11 protein-coding genes and 1 pseudogene are annotated in these 13580 nt (G+C 69.8%); 5 read left to right on the forward strand and 7 right to left on the reverse strand.

Translation table 11 applies throughout. The annotated features are described in order from the left end of the window. Window positions 1–77: 77 nt before the first annotated feature. From ACFXC1_RS22110 to dacB, 5 genes and pseudogenes are all read right to left on the reverse strand, one after another. Window positions 78–1092: pseudogene (locus tag ACFXC1_RS22110) on the reverse strand (ATP-dependent metallopeptidase FtsH/Yme1/Tma family protein); the annotation flags it as partial. A gap of 186 nt (window positions 1093–1278) precedes the next feature. Next, complete coding sequence (hpt, locus tag ACFXC1_RS22115) at window positions 1279–1839, reverse strand: hypoxanthine phosphoribosyltransferase (RefSeq protein ID WP_019070220.1); 561 nt, start codon at window positions 1837–1839, stop codon at window positions 1279–1281. A gap of 65 nt (window positions 1840–1904) precedes the next feature. Further along, window positions 1905–2945, reverse strand: a complete 1041-nt coding sequence (gene tilS / locus ACFXC1_RS22120; RefSeq protein WP_019070221.1) for a tRNA lysidine(34) synthetase TilS — start codon at window positions 2943–2945, stop codon at window positions 1905–1907. Window positions 2946–3138: 193 nt separating this feature from the next. Further along, window positions 3139–4260, reverse strand: a complete 1122-nt coding sequence (locus tag ACFXC1_RS22125) for a zinc-dependent metalloprotease (RefSeq protein ID WP_381245065.1) — start codon at window positions 4258–4260, stop codon at window positions 3139–3141. A gap of 85 nt (window positions 4261–4345) precedes the next feature. Beyond that, window positions 4346–6073 carry a D-alanyl-D-alanine carboxypeptidase/D-alanyl-D-alanine endopeptidase gene (dacB, locus tag ACFXC1_RS22130; RefSeq protein ID WP_381245067.1) on the reverse strand — a complete coding sequence of 576 codons (1728 nt, stop codon included), beginning with the start codon at window positions 6071–6073 and terminating at the stop codon, window positions 4346–4348. A gap of 79 nt (window positions 6074–6152) precedes the next feature. Here dacB and ACFXC1_RS22135 point away from each other — a divergent pair, with 79 nt between their 5' ends. Both ACFXC1_RS22135 and ACFXC1_RS22140 read left to right on the forward strand, forming a co-directional pair. Further along, window positions 6153–6644 carry an inorganic diphosphatase gene (locus ACFXC1_RS22135; protein ID WP_019070224.1) on the forward strand — a complete coding sequence of 164 codons (492 nt, stop codon included), beginning with the start codon at window positions 6153–6155 and terminating at the stop codon, window positions 6642–6644. 105 nt (window positions 6645–6749) lie between these two features. Beyond that, the gene (locus ACFXC1_RS22140) at window positions 6750–8387 is read left to right on the forward strand and encodes a threonine/serine exporter family protein (RefSeq protein ID WP_381245069.1); all 1638 of its coding nucleotides are present in this window, start codon (window positions 6750–6752) and stop codon (window positions 8385–8387) included. Between the two features lie 83 nt (window positions 8388–8470). On the opposite strand, the gene ACFXC1_RS22145 is transcribed toward ACFXC1_RS22140, so the two are convergent. Then, entirely contained in the window at window positions 8471–9355 is an 885-nt protein-coding gene (locus ACFXC1_RS22145; RefSeq protein WP_381245530.1) for a DedA family protein, read from the reverse strand. A 144-nt stretch (window positions 9356–9499) separates the two neighbouring features. Between ACFXC1_RS22145 and ACFXC1_RS22150 the strand changes: the two genes are divergently transcribed. Next, a complete protein-coding gene (locus ACFXC1_RS22150) occupies window positions 9500–9865 on the forward strand; it encodes a YbjQ family protein (RefSeq protein WP_381245070.1) in 366 nt (121 codons plus the stop codon). Window positions 9866–9879: 14 nt separating this feature from the next. Here the strand turns inward: ACFXC1_RS22150 and ACFXC1_RS22155 are convergent, their stop codons facing one another. Further along, on the reverse strand, window positions 9880–10662 hold the full coding sequence (locus tag ACFXC1_RS22155) for a MerR family transcriptional regulator (RefSeq protein ID WP_381245071.1): 783 nt from the start codon (window positions 10660–10662) through the stop codon (window positions 9880–9882). A gap of 126 nt (window positions 10663–10788) precedes the next feature. On the opposite strand from ACFXC1_RS22155, the gene ACFXC1_RS22160 reads away from it, so the two are divergent. Then, window positions 10789–12072 (forward strand): ion channel protein, encoded by a 1284-nt coding sequence (locus ACFXC1_RS22160; RefSeq protein WP_381245073.1) that lies wholly within the window; start codon window positions 10789–10791, stop codon window positions 12070–12072. A gap of 39 nt (window positions 12073–12111) precedes the next feature. After that, entirely contained in the window at window positions 12112–13518 is a 1407-nt protein-coding gene (locus tag ACFXC1_RS22165; RefSeq protein WP_381245075.1) for a glutamate decarboxylase, read from the forward strand. The last annotated feature ends 62 nt before the right edge of the window (window positions 13519–13580 follow it).

Consider the following 13580-nt stretch of genomic DNA (forward strand, 5'->3'; position numbering starts at 1 on the left):
TGGCGCGCGGGGGGCCCCGGGTTCCGATTCGGGGTAACGGGGTACCAACCCCCGCGCCCGTGCGAGGCGGGGGGGGCCGCCGTCTCGGCGGGGTCCCCCGCGGCCGGGGCGCAGGAGGGCCGGGTCGAGGATGTCGGGCCGGTTCGTCGCGGCGATGAGGATCACGCCGCCCTTGACGTCGAAGCCGTCCATCTCGACGAGCAGCTGGTTCAGCGTCTGCTCGCGCTCGTCGTGTCCACCGCCGAGGCCGGCGCCGCGGTGGCGGCCGACCGCGTCGATCTCGTCGACGAAGACGATCGCCGGGGCGTTCGCCTTGGCCTGCTCGAACAGGTCACGGACTCGGGAGGCACCGACACCGACGAACATCTCGACGAAGTCGGAACCGGAGATCGAGTAGAAGGGCACCCCGGCCTCGCCGGCGACGGCGCGCGCCAGCAGGGTCTTGCCGGTGCCGGGGGGGCCGTACAGGAGTACGCCCTTGGGGATCTTGGCGCCGACGGCCTGGAACTTCGCCGGCTCCTGGAGGAACTCCTTGATCTCGTGCAGTTCCTCGACGGCCTCGTCGGAGCCCGCGACGTCCGCGAACGTCGTCTTCGGGGTGTCCTTGGTGATGAGCTTGGCCTTGGACTTCCCGAAGTTCATGACTCGGGAGCCGCCGCCCTGCATCTGGTTCATCAGGAACAGGAAGACGACCACGATGAGGACGAAGGGGAGCAGGGACAGCAGGATCCCGACGAAAGCGTTCTGCTTCGTCGGCGAGACCGTGTAGCCGTCCGGAATCTGCTTGTCCTGGTACTTGGTCTGCAGCGTGGCCGCGAGGTCCACGCCCTGGTCGCCGATGTAGCTCGCCTGGATCTTGGAGCTGCCGTCGACCTTGGAGCCACTCTTGAGCGTGACCTTGATGGTCTGCTCGTCACCGGTGGTGATCTTGGCCGACTCGACCTTGTTGTCGTTGATCGCCTGGACGACCTGGCCGGTGTCCACCGTCTTGTAGCCGCCGGACGAGCCGACGACCTGCATCAACACGACCACGGCAAGGACGGCCAGCACGATCCACATGACCGGCCCACGGAAGTATCGCTTCACGTCCATCCATACGGAGCGAATTCGCTCCGTCCCTCCTGCCATAGTGAGTTTGATAAAGACAGTTCTTCTGACCGTACCCCAGCAATGTTGCCCGAAGTCGCACGGGACGGCTGGGAGACGTGTCTGCATGCTCCAACGGCGCGAAACCCGCTGGGGTTCCCGATCGTCTTACAGGGCTTGGGCCGAGTGGCCCTAGCCGCCGTAGACGTGCGGCGCGAGCGTACCGACGAACGGGAGGTTGCGGTACTTCTCGGCGTAGTCGAGGCCGTAGCCGACGACGAACTCGTTCGGGATGTCGAAGCCGACCCACTCCACGTCGATGGCGACCTTGGCCGCCTCCGGCTTGCGCAGCAGGGTGCAGATCTTCAACGAGTCGGGCTCGCGGGAGCCGAGGTTGGAGATCAGCCAGGACAGCGTCAGACCGGAGTCGATGATGTCCTCGACGATGAGGACGTGCTTGCCCTTGATGTCGGTGTCGAGGTCCTTGAGGATCCGCACGACACCGGAGGACTGGGTGCCCGCGCCGTACGACGACACGGCCATCCAGTCCATGGTGACGGGGGTGGACAGTGCCCGGGCGAGGTCCGCCATGACCATCACCGCGCCCTTGAGGACGCCGACGAGCAGCAGGTCCTTGCCCGCGTACTCCGCGTCGATCTTCGCGGCGAGCTCCACGAGCTTCGCGTCGATCTCTTCCTTGGTGATGAGCACCGACTGGAGGTCGTCACCCATGTCTTTCGCGTCCACCCGCATCACTTTCGGTCGTCCAACCGGCTACTACCTGGTCCCGCCCCCGGAGGTCCGGAGGGGGTGTCGATTCAGCCTTGCCGAATCACCAGTCTGCCACCCTGGCGCTGGGCGACGACCTTGCCCGGGAGATTGATGGCTCCCTGGCCGCGCCAGCCGGTGATCAGGCGGTCGACTTCCTCGATGTGCCGGGCGAACAGCGAACCGGCCGGGGCGCCCGCCTGGATGGCGGCCCGGCGCAGGACGCGGCGGCGCACGGCGGGCGGCAGGGCGTAGAGCTTGGCGCACTCCAGGAGGCCAGTGGCGTCCCGTACGGAGGCCTCGGCCTGGCTGGCCCAGGTGTCGAGGGCGTCGGCGTCGTCCCGGGAGAGCTGCGCCGTACGGGCGAGCGCTTCCACGACCCCTTTGCCGAGGGCCTTCTCCAGGGCGGGCAGGCCTTCGTGGCGCAGCCGGGAGCGGGTGTAGGCGGGGTCGGCGTTGTGCGGGTCGTCCCAGACGGGCAGCGACTGGACCATGCAGGCCTTGCGGGCGGTCTGCCGGTCGAGCTGGAGGAAGGGGCGGCGGTAACGGCCGTCGGCCCCCGAGACCGCGGCCATTCCGGACAGGGAGCGGATGCCGGAGCCGCGGGCGAGGCCCAGCAGGACGGTTTCGGCCTGGTCGTCGCGGGTGTGGCCGAGGAGGACGGCGGCGGCGCCGTGGCGGGCGGCGCAGGCGTCGAGGGCGGCGTAGCGGGCGTCCCGGGCGGCTGCCTCGGGGCCGCCCTCGCGGCCCACGGTCACGGCGGTGGCCTCGACGGGGTCCAGGCCCAGTTCGCGCAGGCGCAGGACGACCTCGTCGGCGCGGAGATCGGAGCCGGCCTGGAGGCCGTGGTCGACGGTGATGCCGCCGGCCCGGATGCCGAGTTTGGGTGCTTCGAAGGCGAGGGCGGAGGCGAGCGCCATGGAGTCGGCGCCGCCGGAGCACGCCACGAGCACGAGCGGCGAGGGCGGGCGCTCGTGCGGGGTGTGCCGGGAGGCGCCTACGGTCTGCAGGGCCTCGTGGTCGGTGAGGATGTCGTGGAGGACGCGGCGGACCGCCAGGCGTATCGCCGCGACCGCAGGATGGGGACCCATGTCCGGTTCCCTTCATGAAGTTTTCGGGGGGTTGGCCCGAGTTCCGGTCACTCAGAGTGTGTAGATGGTGACAGAACCGGGGCGTTCCCCGAGCATCGCACGCCCACCCATCGCTCACGGTCCCTCGGACGGGTGATTGCGGGGGCGTTCGCCTGCCGTAGGCCGAATCCGTTTCACCCCGTCCGCGACCGGTTCACGACTCGGGCTTGCGGTGCACCCGCGCGACCCAGTCCGCCGGTTTGGCGATCTCCGTCTTCGTCGGCAACGTGTTCGGGGAGGTCCACACACGGTTGAAGCCGTCCATGCCCACCTGTTCGACGACCGCGCGTACGAACCGCTCGCCGTCGCGGTACTGCCTCAGCTTGGCGTCCAGACCCAGCAGCTTGCGCAGCGCCGAGTCCAGCCGGGAGGCGCCCTTGGCGCGCCGCTGCTGGAACTTCTCGCGGATCTCCGCGACGCTCGGCACCACGTCCGGGCCGACGCCGTCCATCACGAAGTCGGCGTGCCCCTCCAAGAGGGACATCACCGCGGTGAGCCGGGCGAGGATCTCCCGCTGCGCGGGCGTCTGCACGATCTCCACCAGGGACCGGCCCTCGTCGTCCTCCTCGCCCTCGGGCCGGCCGCCGGCCAGCGACTGGGCGGCCTCCCGGATGCGCTCCAGGACCGTCATGGGGTCGACCTCGGTCTCCCCCAAGAACGACTGGATCTCGCCCTCCAGGTGATCCCGCAGCCAGGGCACGGCCGTGAACTGCGTCCGGTGCGTCTCCTCGTGCAGGCACACCCACAGACGGAAGTCGTGGGGCTGTACGTCGAGTTCGCGCTCCACGTGCACGATGTTCGGCGCGACCAGCAGCAGCCGCCCGCCCTTCGCACCCGCCGGCAGCTCGCGGGTCGCCGGGGCGAAGGTCTCGTACTGGCCGAGCACGCGCGAGGACAGGAACGACAGCAGCATGCCCAGCTCGACGCCGGTGACCTTGCCGCCGACCGCGCCGAAGACCGCGCCGCCCGGGGTGTTGCCGCGCCGCTCCTGCATCTTGTCGAGCAGCGGCTTGAGGACCTCCCGGAACCCGGCGACGTTCGCCCGCACCCAGCCGGGGCGGTCGACCACCAGGATCGGGGTGTCGTGGATGTCGTCCGTGCCCATCCGGGTGAATCCCCGGACGTGTTGCTCCGAGGCCTTCGCATGCCGGCGCAGCTCCGCGACGACGGCCCGGGCCTCGTCACGGCTCACGTCGGGGCCCGGCCGCACAAGTCGGGTCGCGGTCGCCACCGCGAGATTCCAGTCGACCATCTCGGCACCACCGATGCTCGTCATGCGTCAACCGTACGTGAGCGCTGCCGCCGGGGGCAGGGGACGAGGTCGGCAAGGGCGGCCTTGGTCGGAACGTTGCCCGGCGGGTTCAACTACAGCCACAGGCCGCCAAAGCCGTCGCCGTGTGGTCCAGGGCCGCCTGGGCCTCCAGGGTGTTCGTCGTGTTGGAGGCCAGGAAGGCGAAGGCCAGGAGTTGGCCGTCCTTGTCCACGACCGTGCCCGCCAGCGTGTTGACGCCCGTGAGGGTGCCGGTCTTGGCGCGTACGACGCCTGCCGCGCCCGTGGCGTCCGTGTAGCGGGTCGTCAGGGTGCCGGTGAAAGCGGCGATGGGGAGGCCGGTGAGGACCGGGCGGAGTTCGGGGTGGGCCGGGGCGCCGGCCTTGACGAGGAGGGCGGTCAGGAGGTCGGCGGTGAGACGGTCGTCGCGGTTGAGACCGCTGCCGTCGTTGAACACCGCTCCCTTGACCGGGAGTTGGAGCTTCGTCAGCTGGGCGGCGATCGCGGCGGCACCCCCTTCGAAGTCGGCGCGCCCGCCCGTCGCGACGGCGGTCTGGCGGGCCAGCGCCTCCGCGATGTCGTTGTCGCTGTTGGTCAGCATCCGCTCGACGATGTCGGACAGCGGGGGCGAGGAGACCGTGGCGAGGGTCGCCGCGCGCGCGGTCGCCTTCGAGGGACCCGGAGACGTGGTCTTGATCCCGTACTCCTCCAGGAAACCCGCGAACTTCTTGGCCGCGTCCGCCGCCGGGTCCGTCACGCGCAGCACCGGGCCGCTGGACGAGTCGTCGGTACGGCCTTCGTCGGCCGTCAGGGCGCTGACCGGGGCCAGGTTGCCGTTGACCCCGATCGGGTGGAGTTCGGCACCGGCGTAGAGGGTCGTGTCGTACGACAGCGTCACCTCGCGCACGCCCCGCTTCTTCAGGGCCGCCGCCGTGCTGTCGGCGAGGGTGCGCAGGCTCGCCCAGCCCTCGGCGTCCTTGTGGGCGGTCAGGGTGGGGTCGCCGCCGCCGACCAGGACGAGTTCCTTGGTGTCGGGCTCCAGGGCGGTGCGGGTGGTGATGCGGTGGTCGGCGCCCAGCGCGGAGAGCGCGGCAACGGCGGTGGCGATCTTCGTGGTCGAGGCGGGGGCCAGCGCGTCGTCGGCGCCCACTCCGTAGAGGCGCTTTCCGGTCGAGACGTCCACCACGGCGGCCGTGTGGCGGGTGCCGAGCGCCGGGTTGTCCAGGAGGGGGTTCAGGACGTCCGCGAGGGCCGAGCCGGTCGGCGCGGACTTCACCGTGTTCGCGGAACCGCCGAGGGCGACCAGGACGGATGGGGCGCTGGGCGCGGGTCGGGGTGCCTTGGCGGACGTATCGGAATTACGGCCGTGATCTACGCCACCTGAACGTTCCTGTGCGACTGCGTGGTCCCGCTCGGCCGTACGCTGACCGGAGGAGTCCCAGGGACCGGCGGCGGCCACCACGACGGCGGCCAGCGCCATCCCTGCGGTGGTGGCGACGGCAGGGAACCGCCAGGTTCGGTCGGGCCGCGGCAACTTCGCGACCTGCGGTGACACGGTTTTGACGAGCCGGGTGATCCTCGGTGACACGGCGTCAGTGAGCCGCGTGACCCGGGGCCTCACGGCTTGGGTGATCCGCGTGACCCGGGGTCGGACGGCCTGGTTGATCCGTGCGGCCTGCGGTTTCACGGCTTGCTTGACCCGTGTGACCTGCGGTTTCACGGATCGCGCGGCCCGCTCGAGACGGGGCCGGACGGCTCGCGCGACCCGCGCCACATGCGGTCTCGCGGCCCGCCAAGGCCTCAGCTCCGGCACGACCACCAGCCCCTTTCGCGATCACACACCTGCGTGAGGGACACTTAACCACCAGAACTATGTGCTGATCATGGAGGAGCCACCGGTGGAGTTCGACGTCACGATCGAGATCCCGAAGGGTTCGCGGAACAAGTACGAGGTGGACCACGAGACCGGTCGGATCCGCCTGGACCGTCGACTCTTCACCTCGACCAGTTACCCGGCCGACTACGGCTTCGTCGAGAACACTCTCGGCGAGGACGGCGACCCGCTGGACGCGCTGGTCATCCTGGAGGAGCCGACCTTCCCCGGCTGCCTCATCAAGTGCCGCGCGATCGGCATGTTCCGGATGACCGACGAGGCCGGCGGCGACGACAAGCTGCTGTGCGTCCCGGCGTCCGACCCGCGTGTGGAGCACCTGCGTGACATCCACCACGTGTCGGAGTTCGACCGCCTGGAGATCCAGCACTTCTTCGAGGTCTACAAGGACCTGGAGCCCGGCAAGTCGGTCGAGGGTGCCAACTGGGTGGGCCGTACGGACGCCGAGGCGGAGATCGAGCGCTCGTACAAGCGACTGAAGGAGCAGGGCGGCCACTGAGCCCCCTGCCGGAAAACGGGCCGCACGCGCACGCGTGCGGCCCCGTTTTCCTGCCTGTGCGCATACTGAGGATCACCGGAGGCGTCGTACAGGGAGTGCTACGGAGTGACGGAAGCGGAGGACCGCAAACCGCAGTCGGACGAGGCCAGGAGCGCGTTCACGGCTCCCTCGGGCATCGCGGCGGTCGACGGCGAGTCGTCTACGACGTCCGAGTTCGCCGTTCCGCGCGGGCTCGACGTGACGACGCCGGCCGCGGACGAGTCCGAGGGATCGGCGTTCAGTCCGCCCAGCACCTACCGCGCCAGAGAGGCGCCGCCCGCCTTCACCCCGCCGACCGGCATTCCCCTCGTGAGCCTCACCAAGGACGTGCCCTGGCAGGACCGGATGCGCACCATGCTGCGCATGCCGGTGACCGAGCGGCCCGCGCCGGAGCCGGTGCAGAAGGCGGACGACAGCGGCCCCGCCGTACCGCGCGTGCTCGATCTGACGCTCCGCATCGGCGAGTTGCTGCTCGCGGGCGGGGAGGGCGCGGAGGACGTCGAGGCGGCGATGTTCGCGGTCTGCCGCTCCTACGGCCTCGACCGCTGCGAGCCGACGGTGACCTTCACCCTGCTGTCGATCTCTTATCAGCCCTCCCTGGTCGACGATCCGGTGACCGCGTCGCGGACCGTACGGCGCCGGGGCACCGACTACACACGGCTCGCGGCCGTGTTCCGGCTGGTCCAGGACCTCAGCGACCCGGAAACCGCACTCTCCCTGGAGGACGCCTACCGTCGCCTCGCGGAGATGCGGCGCAACCGGCACCCCTACCCCGGCTGGGTCCTGACCTCCGCCAGCGGGCTGCTCGCGGGCGCCGCCTCCGTGCTCGTCGGCGGTGACATCCTGGTGTTCTTCGCCGCCGCGCTCGGCGCGATGCTCGGCGACCGGCTGGCGTGGCTGTGCGCGGGGCGCGGACTGCCGGAGTTCTACCAGTTCACGGTCGCCGCGATGCCGCCGGCCGCGATAGGGGTCGCCCTCACGGTCGCCAACGTCGATGTGAAGGCCTCCGCGGTCATCACCGGTGGGCTGTTCGCCCTGCTGCCCGGGCGGGCCCTTGTAGCGGGCGTACAGGACGGTCTGACCGGCTTCTACATCACCGCGGCGGCCCGGCTCCTGGAGGTCATGTACTTCTTCGTCGGCATCGTGGCCGGCGTCCTGATCGTCCTGTACTTCGGCGTGAAGCTCGGCGCGCAGCTCAACCCGGACGTGGCCCTCGGGAACTCCGACCGGCCGCTGTGGCAGATCGGCGCGTCCGTCCTGCTGTCGCTGACCTTCGCCGTACTGCTCCAGCAGGAACGATCCACCGTGCTGCTCGTGTCGCTCAACGGGGGTGTCGCCTGGTCGCTCTACGGGGCGATGAACTTCGTCGCGGGAATCTCGCCGGTTGCCTCTACGGCCGTCGCGGCGGGGTTGGTCGGGCTGTTCGGGCAGTTGCTGTCGCGGTACCGGTTCGCTTCGGCGTTGCCCTACACGACCGCGGCGATCGGGCCCCTGTTGCCAGGGTCGGCCACGTATTTCGGGTTGTTGGCGATCGCTCAGAACAAGGTGGACAAGGGGCTGGTGTCGTTGGCCACGGCGGCGTCGCTCGCGATGGCCATCGCGATCGGGGTGAATCTGGGGTCGGAGATCTCGCGGTTGTTCCTGCGGGTTCCGGGTGCTTCGGCGGGAGCCCGGCGGGCGGCCAAGCGGACTCGGGGGTTCTGAGCGCCCAATAGCCCGGGAGGCCTCGTGCGTTGGCGGGTGCGGGTCCCTTGTGGCTGGCCGCGCCCCTTACGGGCGCGTTGCAGTCAGCCCTGCGGATAGCCCTGGTTGTTGTACGGCGGGTACTGCTCGTACTGCTGGTTGCCGTAAGGCTGTTGCTGGTACGGCTGCTGTTGCTGGGGCTGCGCGTAGTACTGGTCGTAGCCGTTGTTCTGGTCGTACTGCTGCGGCTGGGGCTGAGGCTGGGGCTCGTCGATGCGGCGGAGCTGGGTCGTCGAGTCGTCCATGATGACCGGGAACGGCTGGGTCGCGGCCGGGTCGGCGGGCTGCTCTGCGGGGCTCTGGGGGGCCTTCTTGGCCTTGGAGCGGGCGCGCATGAACTCGATGATGATCGGGACCACGGAGACGAAGACGATCAGGATGAGGATCGCTTCGATGTTCTTGTGGACGAAGTCGATGTTGCCGAGCCAGGAGCCGAGCAGGGTCACGCCCGCGCCCCACAGGACGCCGCCGATGATGTTGAACGTGAGGAACGAGCGGTACTTCATGCCGCTGACGCCGGCGATGATCGGCGTGAAGGTGCGCACGATGGGCACGAAGCGGGCCAGGACCAGGGACTTGGGGCCGTACTTCTCGAAGAACTCGTGCGCCTTGACCACGTTCTCCTGCTTGAAGAGGCGTGAGTCCGGGCGGCTGAAGAGCGAGGGGCCGACCTTCTTGCCGAAGACGTAGCCCGCCTGGTCGCCGAGGATCGCGGCGACGCAGATCAGCGCGACGGCCGCCCACAGCGGGAAGTCCAGGGTGCCCGCGGTGATCAGCAGGCCGCAGGTGAACAGCAGGGAGTCACCCGGCAGGAAGAACCCGATGAGCAGGCCGGACTCCGCGAAGACCACGAGCAGGAGGCCCCAGATCCCGAACCGGTCGAGCATCGTGTTCGGGTCGAGCCAGCTCGGGCCGAGGGCGAGCGTCATCACGGTTCCGGGCTCCTGAGGGGTGGAGGGAGGTGCCAGCGTCCAGGTACAGCCGCACAAAGCTATCAACGCGATGTGTCCGCCCCAGGTTCCACCGGTGTCTCCAGGATGCACTGTGCATCTCATAGGGCAAAGCTGTGAGCCATGGGTATCGAAGAGTACGGCGGCGGCCAGGGGCCGCAGGCCGATGTGCTGGTCGTGACGACGAACGACGTTCCGGGGTACCGGGTCGAGCAGGTGATCGGCGAGGTGTTCGGGCTGACCGTGCGCTCACGGCATCTCGGCAGCCAGATCGGCGCAGGTCTGAAGTCGATGGTCGGCGGTGAGCTGAAGGGGCTCACCAAGACCCTCGTGCAGACCCGCAACCAGGCCATGGAGCGGCTCGTCGAGCAGGCACGCGCGCGTGGCGCCAACGGCGTCCTGGCGTTCCGCTTCGACGTGACCGAGGCGGCGGACGTCGGCACCGAGGTGTGCGCCTACGGGACGGCGGTGGTGCTGGCCCGGCTGTGAGCCGGGCCAGCACCCTAGGAGGTGTGGCGGGACGCGTTCGCCAGGATCGCGTCCCTGAGGTGCTCGGCCAGCCCCGGGGCCATGGAGTCGTAGAACGCCTTGAAGCGCTCGTCGGAGACGTACATCCCGGCGAGGCACACATGCATCTCGTACGCGCACGGGTAGAACCAGCGGTCGATGTGCAGACGGTGTTCCTCGGCCAGCTCCAAGGCCGCCTCGGAGGTGGCCGGTTCGCCGCCGGTCACCAGAGTGGCGTAGCGCTCGCTCCAGTCGTCGACCTCCGCCTGGAGGCGTTTCCAGTCGGCCTTGGTGTAGCGGGCGGCCCGGCGCTGTGACTCGGCGTAGGCCTCGGTGCCGCCCCAGCGCTGTTCGGCCTCTTCGGCGTACTGCTCGGGGTCCTTGTCGCCGAAGACCTCGAAGCGTTCCTCGGGGGTGAGGTTGATGCCCATCGTGCGTGCCTCCATGGCGTGTTCCACGGCCTCGGCCATCTTCCGGAGCTTCTCGATCCGGGCGGTCAGCAGCTCGTGCTGCCGGCGCAGGTGGGCGCGCGGGTCCGTCTCCGGGTCGTCGAGCAGGGCCGCGACCTCGTCGAGCGGGAAGCCGAGCTCCCGGTAGAACAGGATCTGCTGCAGCCGGTCGAGGTCCGTGTCGCCGTAGCGCCGGTGGCCCGCGTGACTGCGTTCGCTCGGGACGAGCAGGCCGATGTCGTCGTAGTGGTGCAGCGTGCGCACGGTGACCCCGGCGAATCCGGCGACCTGTCCCACGGAGTAGGAGTCCTGCCCTACGGAGTGGCTCACTTCCGCTCCCTTCTGTGTCCGCGCTCCAAGGTGGGGCCTCACGTCACGTGAGGTGCAAGTCCCTCGGCCCCACAAGCAGCGCACCCTCAAGATGTTGGGTCCGTTTTGCCCGCTTATGGTGATCGCGTGGCCCAGGACAGCGCGCGACAGGCACCCGTTGCCCCTACGACCCCGGCGCGCACCCTGCTGCCGTTGATCGTCCCCGCTCTGGTCGTGGGCGTGCTCGCGAGTCTGCTGTTCGTCGGCGTGAGCGAGGTCTCCGAGCAGCTTCAGCACGTGCTCTGGCAGAACCTGCCCGACGCCCTGGGCATCGGGCGCTACTCGGTGCTGTGGATGCTCGTCATGCTGACGGCCACCGGAATCGTGGTCGGGCTCGTGGTGTGGAAGGCGCCCGGGCACGCCGGTCCCGACCCGGCCACCATCGGGCTGGAGGCCGTACCGCTGCCGCCCATGGTGCTCCCGGGCCTCCTGCTGGCGACCGCGCTGATGCTCGCGGGCGGACCGAGCCTCGGGCCGGAGAACCCGATCATCGCCGTGAACGTGGGGCTCACACTGTGGGCCGGGCGCAGGCTGGCGCCCCGGATGCCGGGCGGGGTGTGGGGGGCGCTGGCCGAGTCGGCGACGATCGGGGCGCTGTTCGGGACGCCGGTGGCGGCGGCGCTGCTCATCTCGGAGGCGCTGGCCGGGCGGCAGACCAAGGGCGCCCTGTGGGACAACGTGTTCGCGCCGCTCGCCGCGGCCGGGGTGGGCGCCATGACGACCACCCTGGTGGCCCACCCGACCTTCGACCTGCATCTGCCCCCGCTCGGCCGACCCGGCTGGGGCGACCTGCTGGCCGTCCTGGTGCTGGCACCGCTGGCCGCGCTGCTCGGGATGGCCGCCGTCCACGTGTTCCCGTACGTCCACGGCGCCTTCTCCCGGCTCGGGCACCCCATGCTGGCGCTTCCGGTCGGTGGAGTGGTCCTGGGCCTTCTGGCGGCCGTGGGCGGCCATCTGACGCTCTTCAAGGGGCTGGACCAGATCGGGACCCTGGCGGCCGATCCCGAGGGCTGGTCGGCGGGGCAGTTCGCGACGATGGCGGTGGTGAAACTGGCCGCGATGCTCGTCGCCACGTCCTGCGGCTTCCGGGGTGGCCGCATCTTCCCGTCGGTGTTCATCGGCGTCGCCTTCGGCCTGTTCGCCCACGCGGTCGTACCGGCGGTGCATCCGGCGCTGGGTGTCGCCGCGGGCGTGCTCGGCATGCTCCTGGCGATCACCCGGCAGGGCTGGCTGAGCCTGTTCACGGCCGCGGTCCTGGTGGCCTCACCGGCGATCCTTGCCCTGCTCTGCATCGGTTCGCTGCCGGCCTGGCTGTTGGTGACCGGGAGGCCGCAGATGCAGTTGCGGGCTGACGGAACTCCTGTTCGCTAGTACCCGTTGGTTGTTTTGATCCTTATCGGAGGCACGCCCATGCCGTTGCACAAAGGTCCCGAGCAGCCCGAAGAGCGCCCGATGTCGGTGAACCCCTTCTACGGGGAGGCCAATCCGGTCGGCGGCATGACCGAGGCGCCCCCCAAGCACCGACTCCCGGACGCACCGCTCCCCCCGATGACGGCGGCCCAGCTCGTGCACGACGAGCTGATGCTGGACGGCAACTCCCGCCTCAACCTGGCGACTTTCGTCACCACCTGGATGGAGCCGGAAGCCGGCGTCCTGATGGCGGAGTGCCGGGACAAGAACATGATCGACAAGGACGAGTACCCACGCACGGCAGAGCTGGAGAAACGCTGCGTGGCAATGCTCGCCGACCTCTGGAACGCACCGGACCCAGCCGCCGCCGTGGGCTGCTCCACGACCGGCTCCAGCGAGGCCTGCATGCTCGCCGGGATGGCCCTGAAGCGCCGCTGGATGCAACGCAACAAGGACCGCTACCCGGCCGCCCGCCCGAACCTGGTGATGGGCGTCAACGTCCAGGTCTGCTGGGAGAAGTTCTGCAACTTCTGGGAGGTCGAGGCCCGCCAGGTCCCCATGGAGGGCGACCGCTTCCACCTCGACCCCCAAGCAGCCGCCGACCTCTGCGACGAGAACACGATCGGCGTCGTCGGCATCCTCGGCTCCACCTTCGACGGCTCCTACGAGCCGATCGCCGACCTCTGCGCCGCCCTGGACGCCCTCCAGGAGCGAACGGGCCTCGACATCCCGGTCCACGTGGACGGCGCGTCCGGCGCCATGGTCGCCCCCTTCCTGGACGAGGACCTGGTCTGGGACTTCCGCCTCCCGCGCGTGGCCTCGATCAACACCTCCGGCCACAAGTACGGCCTGGTCTACCCGGGCGTCGGCTGGGCCCTGTGGCGCGACGCCGAGGCCCTCCCCGAGGAACTCGTCTTCCGCGTCAACTACTTGGGCGGCGACATGCCCACCTTCGCCCTCAACTTCTCCCGCCCCGGCGCCCAAGTAGTGGCCCAGTACTACACATTCCTGCGCCTGGGCCGAGAGGGCTACCGCGCGGTACAACAGTCCACCCGCAACGTGGCCCAAGGCCTGGCAGACCACATCGAAGCCCTGGGCGACTTCCAACTCCTCACCCGGGGCGACGAGTTGCCGGTCTTCGCCTTCACCACAAACCCAAACGTCAACGCCTACGACGTCTTCGACGTCTCCCGCCGCCTCCGCGAACGCGGCTGGCTGGTCCCGGCATACACCTTCCCGGCCAACCGCGAGGACCTCTCGGTCCTCCGCATCGTCTGCCGCAACGGCTTCTCCGCGGACCTGGCAGAACTCTTCCTGGACGACCTGACGCAACTACTCCCCCAGCTACGGAACCAGCCGTACCCCCTGACCCGCGACAAGGGAGCGGCAACGGGCTTCCACCACTGAGACGGCCGGGGGCCGAGCGGACCGTCGGCCGCGTACGGCGAGAGGGTGCCGTGTCGGGGGGG

It is taken from the genome of Streptomyces hokutonensis (assembly GCF_042751305.1).
In the GTDB taxonomy this organism is placed as follows: Bacteria; Actinomycetota; Actinomycetes; order Streptomycetales; family Streptomycetaceae; genus Streptomyces; species Streptomyces hokutonensis_A.